13 protein-coding genes are annotated in these 12,889 nt (G+C 40.7%); 10 read left to right on the top strand and 3 right to left on the bottom strand.

From position 1 onward, the window contains the following. Positions 1-237: 237 nt before the first annotated feature. The 8 genes from HUG20_RS09370 to HUG20_RS09335 all read left to right on the top strand — a co-directional run bounded on the left by HUG20_RS09370 (position 238) and on the right by HUG20_RS09335 (position 7,281). The gene (locus HUG20_RS09370) at positions 238-837 is read left to right on the top strand and encodes a class I SAM-dependent methyltransferase (RefSeq protein ID WP_200090251.1); all 600 of its coding nucleotides are present in this window, start codon (positions 238-240) and stop codon (positions 835-837) included. 423 nt (positions 838-1,260) lie between these two features. Continuing rightward, positions 1,261-2,154 (top strand): helix-turn-helix transcriptional regulator, encoded by an 894-nt coding sequence (locus tag HUG20_RS09365; protein WP_200090250.1) that lies wholly within the window; start codon positions 1,261-1,263, stop codon positions 2,152-2,154. 182 nt (positions 2,155-2,336) lie between these two features. Beyond that, positions 2,337-3,161 carry an NAD(P)H-binding protein gene (locus HUG20_RS09360; protein WP_200090249.1) on the top strand — a complete coding sequence of 275 codons (825 nt, stop codon included), beginning with the start codon at positions 2,337-2,339 and terminating at the stop codon, positions 3,159-3,161. A gap of 83 nt (positions 3,162-3,244) precedes the next feature. Then, positions 3,245-4,201 (top strand): ATP-binding cassette domain-containing protein, encoded by a 957-nt coding sequence (locus tag HUG20_RS09355; protein ID WP_200090248.1) that lies wholly within the window; start codon positions 3,245-3,247, stop codon positions 4,199-4,201. After that, the gene (locus tag HUG20_RS09350; RefSeq protein ID WP_200090247.1) at positions 4,198-5,022 is read left to right on the top strand and encodes an ABC transporter permease; all 825 of its coding nucleotides are present in this window, start codon (positions 4,198-4,200) and stop codon (positions 5,020-5,022) included. Before HUG20_RS09355 ends, HUG20_RS09350 begins: the two co-directional genes overlap by 4 nt. A gap of 133 nt (positions 5,023-5,155) precedes the next feature. Then, positions 5,156-5,701, top strand: a complete 546-nt coding sequence (locus HUG20_RS09345) for a PadR family transcriptional regulator (RefSeq protein WP_200090246.1) — start codon at positions 5,156-5,158, stop codon at positions 5,699-5,701. Positions 5,702-5,838: 137 nt separating this feature from the next. After that, entirely contained in the window at positions 5,839-6,564 is a 726-nt protein-coding gene (locus tag HUG20_RS09340) for an ABC transporter ATP-binding protein (protein WP_200090245.1), read from the top strand. Positions 6,565-6,570: 6 nt separating this feature from the next. Next, positions 6,571-7,281, top strand: a complete 711-nt coding sequence (locus HUG20_RS09335; RefSeq protein ID WP_200090244.1) for an ABC transporter permease — start codon at positions 6,571-6,573, stop codon at positions 7,279-7,281. A gap of 319 nt (positions 7,282-7,600) precedes the next feature. Here the strand turns inward: HUG20_RS09335 and HUG20_RS09330 are convergent, their stop codons facing one another. Next, on the bottom strand, positions 7,601-7,849 hold the full coding sequence (locus tag HUG20_RS09330; RefSeq protein WP_200090243.1) for a hypothetical protein: 249 nt from the start codon (positions 7,847-7,849) through the stop codon (positions 7,601-7,603). 277 nt (positions 7,850-8,126) lie between these two features. On the opposite strand from HUG20_RS09330, the gene HUG20_RS09325 reads away from it, so the two are divergent. Then, positions 8,127-10,172 (top strand): catalase, encoded by a 2,046-nt coding sequence (locus HUG20_RS09325; RefSeq protein ID WP_200090242.1) that lies wholly within the window; start codon positions 8,127-8,129, stop codon positions 10,170-10,172. Positions 10,173-10,316: 144 nt separating this feature from the next. Here HUG20_RS09325 and HUG20_RS09320 read toward each other — a convergent pair whose 3' ends face one another. Further along, complete coding sequence (locus tag HUG20_RS09320) at positions 10,317-10,469, bottom strand: hypothetical protein (protein WP_200090241.1); 153 nt, start codon at positions 10,467-10,469, stop codon at positions 10,317-10,319. Positions 10,470-11,803: 1,334 nt separating this feature from the next. On the opposite strand from HUG20_RS09320, the gene HUG20_RS09315 reads away from it, so the two are divergent. Then, positions 11,804-12,403: a tyrosine-type recombinase/integrase gene (locus HUG20_RS09315; protein WP_246476604.1), complete on the top strand. Its 600-nt coding sequence runs from the start codon at positions 11,804-11,806 to the stop codon at positions 12,401-12,403. A gap of 30 nt (positions 12,404-12,433) precedes the next feature. Here the strand turns inward: HUG20_RS09315 and HUG20_RS09310 are convergent, their stop codons facing one another. Continuing rightward, entirely contained in the window at positions 12,434-12,880 is a 447-nt protein-coding gene (locus HUG20_RS09310) for a tyrosine-type recombinase/integrase (protein WP_200090239.1), read from the bottom strand. Between the last annotated feature and the right edge of the window lie 9 nt (positions 12,881-12,889).

Here is a 12,889-nt window from a genome sequence, read left to right as displayed (position 1 = left end):
CTTATATCTACCATAGATTTTGGCGAAAAGCCATAAATCATAGAAAAAACAAGATTTATAAAGCATTAGCCAACACCATTCCGCATGGAGAACATCGAATGCTTGAAAATGCTGGGTATGCTACCATTCTCATAGATTGTCCAGACGAAGTAGTCATAGCAATCTATGACCTGTTACCCATCATGCAAAATAAAAATGAATGCCAATAAATAGGAAATGGTGGGGAGGTGGGGAGGTATGGACCGTCAATCATTAATGAAAAAATTTGATAAGCAAGCGAGAAAATACGATAAACGACGAAAAAAAAGGCATGGAAATCAGTTTCGTCAACAAATTTTTCAAGAAGCAAAAGGGAAGGTTTTGGAGGTGGCCATCGGTTCGGGGCTTAATTTTCCTTTTTACAGTAGAGATATTGAATTGACAGGATTGGATTTTAGTCAAGAGATGCTGAAAACAGCACAACATGCGGCAAAATATTATCCTTTTAAAGCGACCTTTATACAAAAAGATGTTGAAACGATTGAATTTAGCGAAAACAGTTTTGACACAATAATATCATCTGCCAGTTTATGTGCCTATGAAGAACCTGTCGATGTCCTAAACAATTTTCAAAAATGGTGTAATCCAGAAGGAAAAATACTCATGCTGGAGCATGGCGTTAGTACAAATAAATGCTTCGCAGGATTGCAAAAATCATTGAATCCATTGGCCTTCAGAGTTGTAGGATGCCATCAGAACAGAAATATTTCTGAGATTGTAGAAAAGTCTAATCTAAAGCTTATTAAGGAAGAACGTTACTTGGCCGGTTATTTGTACTTGATATGGGCTACACCATAAATGTTTAAAAGCGATCGTATTATAAGGTCAATCAGAATTTGTTTCTGGTTGGCCATTTTAATGGGTTCATAGGGACTTGATTGATTCCCGCCCACAAACATGAAACATAAAACGCCACAACAGTTTCAGCCATCTCCAGGATCTTATCATGTCACTCTTTATATATCCTTTTGCTTCGTTCAAGAAGGATAATTCCTATCGTTTAATGAGTAAATCCGTTTGTAATTGTAAAGATAGTTTCTCAATGGCAACACGTGTATCAAAAATTTTTTACAAAGGTTTTTAATCCTGACATACAAGATGTCAGGGTGGATGATTTATTCTTAAATTAGCCGAAATGAAAGGAGTTGGATACAATTAACCATATGACTCAACAAAGTACGAAGAGATAAAGGAAAAGTCTCTGGATAAGGAGAGAAAAAGATGAAACTTGATCGTTTGCTGGGGATTACGATGGAATTATTGACGAATAAAAGAGTGACGGCTAGTGAATTGGCTTCGAGGTTCGAGGTCTCTGTTCGAACAATCTATCGTGACATTGAATTGATTAATCAATCCGGCATTCCTGTTGCATCTTTCTCCGGAACAGATGGTGGCTTTGAGATAATGAATGGGTTTTTCTTATCAAAGCAGCATTTTTCCATTGATGACTTTTCTGTGATCTACAACCTTTTAAAGAGTATGGAAGGCGCGGTTGGCGGAAATACATTTACATCTTTAGTCAATAAGCTTGGCAGTTTGCAGCCTGCGCTGTTGGATGAAAGACTCCAGAAGAAAATTGTTTTCGATATGAGCACTTCAGTAGAGGAAAAAGAGATTCTTCTTCTCTTATTGGAAGCAATCGATCAATCAAAAAGGGTTACATTTACCTATATCAATGCCTCTGGTCAAATATCAGAAAGGAAGATTGAACCGTTGAATCTTTTATGGGGACAGGGGGCTTGGTACTTGGATGGTTATTGCTTATTACGAAAAGACAATCGTTATTTTCGTATGTCAAGGATCAGCAAGCCCGAAGTGTTAGAAGAAACATTCGATCCGAGAGCAGATTCTAAACGTCTGGTTCATTCAGAAGAACAAGGCATAGATGTTCATCTCCGTTTTAATTTAACTGCGCAACCGCGAGTTTTCGAGCAATTTCCGGGAGAATACACCTTTCATGGGGATTTTGTTGATGTACAAACGATCTTTTATTCAAAGGAGTATGCCCTCTCTGTCATTTTAAGTTATGGGTCTAAGGTTGAAATCCTTTCCCCTAATGACTTAAGGCAAGATGTAATTGACAAATTGAATGAGATTCGAAAGATCTATTTTTGAAGAACGTTTGATTTTCCTTATGTTAGGGATTGCTGCACAACTTGCAGCTATCAGTTGACGCCGGGATGCCGCTTCCATGGCCTCGCTTTCCGCGGACGACAACACCAACGGAAAAAGCTTATGTGCCAGTCTTTTTCCATTAGTCAGCAGTCCCTATGCAGGAACAAAATGGAGGTTATAAAATGACAATTTTAGTGACAGGTGCTACAGGAACAGTAGGAAGACATGTGGTAGAACAACTCGTAAATAAAGACGTACAAGTAAGAGCGGTATCGCGCAACCCGGAAAGGGCTAATTTGCAGGAAAGTGTTGAGGTTGTAGCAGGAGATCTTACGTCTCCCGAAACGTTAATTCCGGCATTTCAAGGTGTTACCGCATTATACTTGATTACCTCAAGTGATCAAGCTGATGCGACGTTGGAAACCAATCCTCAAGTCGTTGAGTTGGCAGAGAAGGCTGGGGTTCAAAGCGTATCTTTATTGACGGTCTACGGTGATGGCCCAGTGGAACAAGCAATTAAAAATAGTCGCCTTGAATGGGCGTTTGTTCAACCCGTTGGATTTATGGCCAATGCCATTGACGATTGGCAGGAATCAATTCGAAAAGAAGGCGTTGTTCGTACGCTTGGAGGCGAAACACGCGGTGCCATTATTCATGAAGCTGACATTGCAGCGGTTTTTGTTGAAACACTTCTTGAGAATGGGCACCATGGAAACGTTTATACACTCACCGGCCCGGAAGCTCTTTCCACGATCGAACAAGTGGAGATCATTAGTAAAGGCATTGGAAAAGAGATTAAATTTAAAGAATTAACGGAAGAAGAAGCACGCAGGGAATGGGAAAAGAGGGGTCTCGATAAGGAAAGTGTTGATTTTATGGTTCAAATGAGTAACAACCCCCCTGAAATTGGTTATACCGTTTTACCAACGGTCGAAGAAGTAACAGGACGTCCGGCAAAAACATTTGCTGCGTGGGTATCAGAACATAAAAGTGCCTTTATGGAATAGATCCTGATTTCAAATAATGCCCTGGGTTTTTACTAGGGCATTCTTAAAGAATCAATACAACAGTGGATAAGGAGTTATCTTAAATGCAATATGCCGTAGAAGCAAGTAAACTTAAAAAATCGTATAAAGAGAACCAGGTCGTTAATGGGATCAATTTGCAAGTAAAAAAGGGGGAGTTATTTGCTCTTCTTGGGCCAAACGGCGCTGGTAAAACCACGGCCATTCATATGCTGTCAACGCTCTTAAAACCGGATGGAGGAACTGCTTTTATCCAAGGGTTAGATGTTGTGAAAGACGCCAAAAACGTTCGGAAAAAGATAAGCTTGACAGGTCAGTTTGCTGCACTCGATGAAGGGTTATCGGGCTTCCAAAATTTAATATTGATTGCCAAACTGCATGGTTACTCTAATAAACAAACCCATTCAATAGCGAATGAATTAATACGTTCCTTTGATTTAATGGAAGCCAAAAATCGTATAGTAGCAAATTATTCTGGAGGGATGCGACGTCGCTTGGATATTGCAGCAAGTATCGTCACCCAGCCAGAAATTATTTTTCTTGATGAGCCAACAACGGGATTAGACCCCCAGAGTCGCATGCAAGTTTGGGAACTGGTCCGTGCACTTTTAAAATTAGGTACAACAGTTTTATTAACGACGCAATATTTAGAAGAAGCTGATCAGTTGGCTGATCGAATCGCCGTTATTGATAAAGGGACGATCATTGCAGAAGGGACACCAAACCAACTGAAGGCCTCGATTGGTGGGAAAACGCTATCTTTGCGATTAACCAAATTTTACGAGCCTAAAAACATTCGTGAAATTTTAGATGGTCCGTACCCGCACGCTTTAAATATAATCGAAGATGAAAATCCGCTTGTTTTCAAGATCCCTGTAACAAAAACAAGACTGGCAAATGACATCATTGACACGCTCTTAAACCACGCAATTCCCATTGAGGATTTTACATTGAGTGATCCAAGTCTGGATGAAGTGTTCCTAGCGCTGACAGATACCAAACATGAGGAGGTTACTCAATGAATGTAACGAAGAATTTGAACGAGTCATTGTCTTATTGGAATTCACCACCCAAAAGTGCCAGTGCCTTCAAAGCTACACGAACTTTTATGTGGAGAACAGTACAAAACACAAAGAATAACTTATTTGGCTATGTAATTGAAGCTGTTCTGAGCCCTGTCATTATGCTGCTTATATTTGGTTACTTGTTTGGTGGAGCAATTGCTGGATCAACAACAGAATACATTCAATTCCTTTTACCAGGGATTCTTATTTTAACGGTCGTTCCATTAACCGTATACAGTGGAACAAGCCTATGTCTGGACATTACAAAAGGGGTTTATAATCGATTTCGGACGATGCCTTTTTGGCAGCCGGCAGCCATACTTGGACCACTAGTTACTGACGGTATCAGATATACGGTAGCATTGCTTTCTGTATTAACTACCGGTGTTGTATTGGGATTTCGTCCAGAAGGTGGCGTATTGGGAACAGTACTTGCCATATTGTTTATTATTTTCTTCGCATTTAGTGTGAGTTGGATTTTTTCAACGATTGGGGTTATGGCCAAACGCCCGGAATCAGTATCGGGATCGAGCATGATAATCATTTATCCACTTATGTTTGCCAGTAATATTCTGGTCGATTCAGCTACGATGCCCAAATGGATTCAAGTCATTGTTGATATAAATCCAATCAGTATCGTGACCTCTACGGTAAGAGGGCTAATATCTGGAGCTACTACCACCGCAGAAATTGTAAGCGGTATTGTCATATGCATACTATTCATTGTTGTTTTCGCACCGTTGACCATTTATCTGTATCTCTCAAAGAGCAATAGGTGAACAAATCAGATTGACTGAAAATAACTTTAAAAATATAGTCTTAAGTTTTATCTAGGCATTGACTTTGCCATTGACATTCTTTAACTTCAAGTTTATAATGAATAAACAAACTTGAACAAACAAAGGTGATGGTATGGCAAAGTTATTAGTGCTCGCGTTGTTAAGCATAAAGCCAATGTCAGGATATGATATTAAAGAAATGCTGAAGGTCATGGATGCTGAACGATGGAGTGGATTGCTTATTGGTTCCATCTACAATGCCCTCAATAAACTGGAGGGTGGGGGATACGTTGAAGTCAGTCAAATTGAGCATACCGGACATCGCCAAAAAGCGATCTATTCAATCACCAATAGCGGACGAGATTACGAAAAGAAACTGATAAGAGAAGCACTGGAAAAGCCTTTGAATCCTTATCCTACCCAATTGTATTCCGGGTTATCTTTCGTTGATAAACTGGATAGGGAAGAAGCCCTTGCAGCGTTGAAAACACAACAACAAAACCTGGAGGCTGAACACGAAGCAGTTTCTTTTGGTTTAAAAGCAAAACAAGAAGCGCAGATAGAAAATCTGTCCCCTTTTACGCTCCTTGTCTTTGAACACATGTTTGAGACGATAAAACTCCAGCAGCATTATATTGATAAAGCGATTACGTTGTTGCAAGAGAACGAAACGTTTTGAACAAAAATTAGCGCCGCATTCGCCTTCAAAATCTTTGATTTAGTGGGGGAATGCGGCGCTAAGGTCTTCGCTTTTTCTTAAAGGACTCCCTGTATTAGGGAGGGTTAAAATAAACATATAGTCAAAATTGAATACACATGTTTAATGAAGGAGGATTCACTTTGCGTACGTTAATAAAAGCTGAGAATTTGACGAAAACATATCGAGGTCGAACCGTTGTTAAGAACGGTTCGCTGCACATTCGAGAAGGAGAAACCATTGCATTGATGGGACCGAATGGTGCTGGGAAAACAACAATGATTGGAATGCTTTTAAGACTGATCCATCCAGATTCTGGCGTTGTTCAACATTGGACTCAGAATTTCAAAGCCGAAACGGGTGTTCAATTACAGTCGACGCCTTTCTTTGAGGGGCACTCGGTTGAGGAAAACATTCGATTATTTGCAGCCTTCTATAACGTGAAATCAAAGGAACTTGATATTAATTCTTTACTGGAGGTTTATGGATTGCGTGAAGAAAAAAAATCACCTGCAATCAAACTGTCGTTAGGCCAACAAAAACGCCTTGCCATCGCAGTGACTACGTTACACAACCCAAAATTAATCATTCTTGATGAACCTTCTGCCGGTCTCGATCCTCGAGGGCAAAAAGACATCCAACAACACATTGTAGAAATGAAGGAGAGGGGAGACACGGTGTTTTTTTCCTCTCATGACATGCTCGAAGTGAGCAAAGTTGCCGATCGGGTGATGATCATGAACGATGGAGAAATCGCGGTTACAGGTACTCCGCAGTCATTAATCAACGAACATGGGGTATCCGATGTTGATGAACTTTATTCTCTGATCACAGAACAGGGGTGAATGAAAATGACCACCGTTTTTTTATTGAATGTAAAAGCTGCTGTAAAAGACGTCTACTTATTGTTTTGGTCTGTTGCTTTGCCAGTTGGCGCCCTTATTACGATGGGCATCTTCTTTGATGGCTATGTGGAATATACGCTTGTGGGTATGTCCGCAGTAAGCCTGCTTTTTTATGCGTTTATGTCGACTTCATTTACTTCCTTATCGCAACGACGCAGGGGCGTATACGATTTGTTACACGCAACCCCAATGCCTCTTTATCAATACATTCTAAGTGTTTCCGGAGCCAGGTCGATGATATCCATGGTTTTAGGTTATATGATATTAGTGGTAAGCTGGATCTTCTATAGCCCTTCCTTTTCTATAATAGGACTGCTAATGACATTCCCTGTTTTGTTAATTGGGTCGACTGCCTTTATCTTTTTAAGCTTTGCGGTTTCAAGTGTCGTAAAAACAGAAGGACATTTAAGTATGTCGACCAATTTGATCATGCTTCCAATGGTTCTTTGCAGCAGTGCTTTCTACAGTCTGGAAAATGCTCCTTCGTTCATTCAGTATGTCAGCATGGTAAACCCTTTTGAATGGCTAGTGACAGGGATAAGAACTTCCATGACCGTGGAAATGACTTTATGGATTCAGAATGTATTCATCTTATTTGTTTTCTTTGCGCTATTTTTTATTTTGTCATTAAGGACATTTAAATACGAGCGACACTAGGGTTGCAGGTGGTTTGATTTTCAACTGAATACAGCAATCAAAATGAAAGATGCTATAAACAAGCATTGAACATATAGCCTGACATATATGTTTGTTGGTGGCTTAGTACCCAACTGAATATTTTGCATAAATGCTTTTATATTGGCTGGAAATAGCACAATACACAATATAATACCGACTATACTGGAGATTTGTTGTGTGGAAGGGATGATAACTCCAATTGCAATAAATAATTCCATGATGCCTGTAGTATAAACAATCAATTTTGGAAATGGAAAAACTACAGGCACCAATCGAATAAATATTTTGTTTCGGCCATTTATTGCTTAAGTTTATATATCAACTTGATATAGTAGGGATTGCTGAACAACTTGCAGCTATCAGCTGACGCCGGGATGCCGCTTCCCATGGCTTCGCCTTTCCGCGGACGCGTCAAGCCCCCGCAGCGCCGGTTTTGCGCGAGGGGGCTTGACGCGTCCGTTTTGTGTCTACGCCATTGCAACGTCATCCCTCCGTACGTTGCCAGAAGTGCAAGGGTTTTTTGCTTATAGGATGGATTTCCATGCATCCAGCTTTGACAACACCAATGGAAAATGCTTATGGGCCAGTCTTTTGCCGTTATTCAGCAGTCCCTAAGTAATTTAGCTGTATTACTGGATTGCGAAATGAAGCTTTATCCAGTTTACAAACAAAATATAAGCGTAAATACATTAACAGCAGCACTTTCCATAGCCGCTCATGCTCAGAGGGCAGTTTCGCTTTATGTAGAAAGCAAATCCCTATGAATACTTTTAGTTTTTTTACTAACAGTAAACGTAATGTCCATTGTTAGGAGATGAATCTGTATGAGTGAAGATGAAAACTTAAACAAAAAGGAAAAGCAATTAGAGTCATTTGTTAGGGATACGCATAATCAGGAGATGATTTCCAATGAAGGGAAAAAGATCGTGGATGATGAAAATTCACTGACCGCTGGAGATCGTGGACCGACCTTGATTGAAGACTTTCTTGCCAGAGAAAAACTAGCGCATTTTGATCGGGAGAGAATACCCGAACGGGTCGTTCATGCACGAGGTTATGGTGCTTATGGAGAATTCGAACTGTATCAATCCATGAGTGATATAACCATGGCAGATTTCTTACAAGATCCATCCAAAAAAACGCCGCTATTTGTGAGGTTTTCACAAGTTATCGGCTCACGGGGCTGTAATGAAACCGTTCGGGATGTACGAGGGTTTTCCATTAAGTTCTATACAGATGATGGGAATTTTGACATTGTTGCCATCAATTTCCCGATTTTTTTCATTCAAGATGCGATCAAATTCCCTGATTTGATTCATTCTGTCAAACCAGAACCTGATAATGAATACCCTCAAGGCCAAACGGCACACGATACGTTTTGGGATTTTATGGGAAGTAATCCGGAGACGACGCACATGGCCATGTGGATTATGAGTGATCGAGCCATTCCCAAGAATTACCGTACCATCGAAGGTTTTGGCGTTCACACGTATCGTTTTGTAAACAAAGACGGTGTAGCCCATTTCGTAAAGTTTCACATCAAACCCGTTCTGGGTGTTCATCCATTAATTTGGGATGAAGCTCAGAAACTTGGAGAAGATGCCGATTTTCATCGAAGAGATCTTTGGACAAATATCAAAATGGGAAATTATCCGGAATATGAATTTGCTGTACAGGTTATTCGAGAAGATCAGGAATTTATGTTTGACTTCGATATTTTAGACCCGACAAAGTTTTGGCCGGAAGAGGATGTGCCGCTTCAAAAAATAGGGAAGTTAACGTTGAACAAAACGGTCGACAATGCCTTTTCGGAAACTGAACAAAGCGCGTTTCATCCGGGAAATATTGTTCGTGGCATTGACTATTCTAATGATCCGCTGCTACAAGGACGTCTGTTTTCATATACGGATACGCAACAAGCCCGAATTGGCGCCAATTATCAACAACTCCCCATCAATAAACCGGTTTGTCCTGTTTTTAACAACCAGCGAGATGGGGCGTCACGTCCTGTGATTGATCGCGGAAAAGTTTCTTATCACAAAAACTTATTGGCAAATAATACACCATCAGAAGTTCCGGCAGACGAGGGAGGCTTTGTTACCTATCCTTCCAGCGTAGAAGGATTGAAAAAGCGTCAAACAGCAGACTCGTTCCACGATCACTATTCACAAGCCAGGCTCTTCTGGAACAGCATGACACCAGTGGAACGGGAGCATATTATTGGAGCCTATAGTTTTGAACTGGGAAGATGTCTTCATGTACCTGTCCGACAGCAGATGGTTGACCGCTTAGCGAGGGTCAGCAAAGAACTCGCGGAACCTGTAGCGAAAAAAGTTGGGGTTACCGTACCGAATGTAGAAGAATCAACTGTTACGAAATCGTCACCAGCTGTAAGTTTAACGAATACTAATTTTGTGGCGGATACACTTAAAGTAGCTGTTTTTCTTGCAGAGGGTTTTCCCGGAAAAGAAGTGGATGCCATTCTGAAGCAATGGACCGAGGCGGGAATGCATCCTGTTATCGTCAGCAATAACCTTGGTGAAGTTAGCGGTAGCGAGGGATATTCGTATAAGGTGGACCAAAACTTTTTAACTGGATCCCCATTAAGCTATGAAGGCGTATTTCTTGTCGGCGGCAACGAAGCGGATAACTATTTTCATTACGAAGCTCGTACCTTTATTACGAATATGTTCAATCATTTCAAGCCGATAAGTGCCAAAGAAGAAAGTCGTCAGTTACTAAAAGAAATGGGCATTGAAGAAATGCCAGGAGTTATTATAGACACGGATCCTCAATTTGGCCAAGCATTTATAGATGCGATGGCCAAGCAACGCTTTTGGGATCGACCTAGTTTTCTTTATAACGTTTAAGGCATGGACAAATCTTTTGTCGAAAGCCTCCTCAGTTGTGGAGGAGGCTTTCCTTAAAAAGATGCAAAAGTAAAATGACTGCGCCCGGTTTTTACAGAAACATAAACAGCAAATGTGCAATTGAACGATAAAATACTTTTTGTTTTACTTTTCTTGATCATTGAATATTGCTTCTACGAGTCTCGAAAATTCATCCACTTGATCTGTAATTAAAAAAACGGGCAGAAGTAAAACAGCCATGAAAAGTGCAGTACCGGATAGCATAGCTTTCGTAGCAATCTTTTTAAGTAACCGCATTCCCTCTCCCCCTCCTTTGAATATTCAATTATTATACGCCGTTTTTTACACAATACAAGAGGAAGAAGTATCATTTTATATTTATCCTTAATTAGGGTGAGGGTCATAGGATCAAAACTTTGCAGTACAATACCAGAAACCGGTGTGTTGGTTTTTGCTTGCAGAATATGATTGCTGGGGTGACTTCGGGTATTGCGTTGATCGTATGCTTGGTAGGTAGCCATGCAAACTAATTTCGAAAAATTTGACTTCCTATTGCATGTTCTGTATACTAATATGGTTGATATTTTCATCCCTCCATAATATCAATTCCTTCGAAAATCACCTCACAATTCCGCTTCCATCCCTAATCTTCTCATGTTTCATACCCACGTTGTAATTGGAAGTACATGCTCAATTCCTATGGCGCGGTCATCGGAGCCGCAATGATGAAAGAGTAGGAAGGGCTTTCGTTGTATTGAGATCATCGCTCATGTTATCTGAAAATTATTAATGATAAGTGCTGATCGGAAAAAGAATAGGTGATAAAAAGAACATTGTCGTGCATTCCGGTGTGTGGCGATGTTTTTGATGTTTTTGATGGAAATTTCGGTATAATAATCACCCGGAGAGCACGCTGTTTTTGCAATGGTGATCCAACGATAGTAAAAATAAGTGGTTAGAAGGACAGTATTCCAGATGACAATTCCGTAAAACGGCAATGATGAACGAAGTTGATCAAATTAAAATTTGATCGGGTAGAAATTGAGATTTCCTAAAAAGCTGCGTCGAAAGGGGCAATAGTACATTGATAAAATAAAACTGATTCAAAAAGGCCAGTTAAATAAGTCAAAGGAACACTTTACGCGAGCATTGTTTACTATAGTAAACATACAGACTCTGCCGGGAAAAGAAGGGAAGAGGGGGTATTTTGCATAAATATTCACCAACAAATTTTAAAATGCAAAGACGCCCGATTCTTTTCATGACAAATATAACTTCCGATAATATATATTATGTTAACTTAATGAAACGCAGACGGGGCGGTAACTTGACGACCCGAATGAGCATAATAATCATTATTGTTCACTCATCAAGCCGCGCGTGCCCATAAGATTCGGTTCGCTTCCGCTAATCGCTGATGGCGGGATTTTAATGCAACATGTCGATACATAAATACTGGAGACGGTCTTTTAACATTTTTTGGAGGTCGTTATCATGGAATTTCAAGCCGCTGTCGATGAATTTCTGTTTTATATGGAGGTTGAAAAAATTATTCACCCCATACGTGGCGCGGCTATGCTCATGATTTGCAGTGTTTTCAGCAATTTTTAATATGGATGGCCATCGATTTTATGACAGGCATTCAAGGGCCGAAGGCCGATCAAAAATTGCCGGTTTATATGACGTTAGCGCAATTACAACAGTTTTTCTCATATCTGGAATCGGATACTGATACGTTTGCGTTGCGGAATGAAACCATGTTCAAATTGCTGGCGACCACCGGAATGCGCCGGCAAGAATTGGTCGATTTAACCTGGCAACAGTTAGACTTAGAGGCAAATACATTACGGGTGATTGGCAAACGTCGCAAAGAACGCATCCTTCCCCTCCACGCGATTGTGGTGCCCCTTCTGCACACGTATCATGCATCTTTACCCAAGGAACGGGTCTACGCGTCGGAACCGATATTTTTGAGTTATCGCCATACAAAAATGAAACCCCACGGGTTGCATAATGTATTTAAACGATTATTGGCATCCGCCGGGTTACCTCCTGAACGATTTACGTTGCATCATTTGCGGCATACCTTTGCGACTCTGTTATTGGATGAGGACGTCGATTTAAAAACCTTACAGGAATTTTTAGGGCACGAAAGCTTGAGTACGACAGGCATGTACACGCATATTAATATGAAGAAAAAACGGGAAGTCATGGCTGCATGGAAACTCTGAATGTACGCAAGCCTTTACGCAAGTCTTGTCTTATAGATGAATGAGCTTTTTTTCAATCAACATGGATGCTAATTTTGGATCGGTTTCAATGAGTTTCACCAACGTTTCTTTCGAAAGTTCTGATTCAGGCATCTCCTGGGGGCGCTCCCCTGATTGTTTTGGGGAGACCTTCTCTTCTTCCTCCCCTGCTTCCTTGATGATTTTCATCGAAGGTGCTTGCATTAATGCTTCTTCCATCTGATTGATCTGTCTTCGCAAGAGATTCAATAGACGGCTATGTTTCCGAACGTAATAGGTAAGATTATCTTGCTGACGGTGTCCAAGCAAAAATTTGATGGCCGTCATGTCTGCCCCTTTCTCCGCCAAAATCGTGGAGATGGTCGCCCGAAAACCGTGTGGTGTTACCTTCTCTTCTCCTTCCCAACCGAATGCTTTACAAACGTGGTCAGTGATTCGATTCAATGCTTTTGCTTTCAACGGTTGCCC

The organism is Salicibibacter cibi (genome assembly GCF_016495865.1).
GTDB lineage: Bacteria > Bacillota > Bacilli > Bacillales > Marinococcaceae > Salicibibacter > Salicibibacter cibi.
This window is presented reverse-complemented; position numbering and strand designations above follow the sequence as displayed.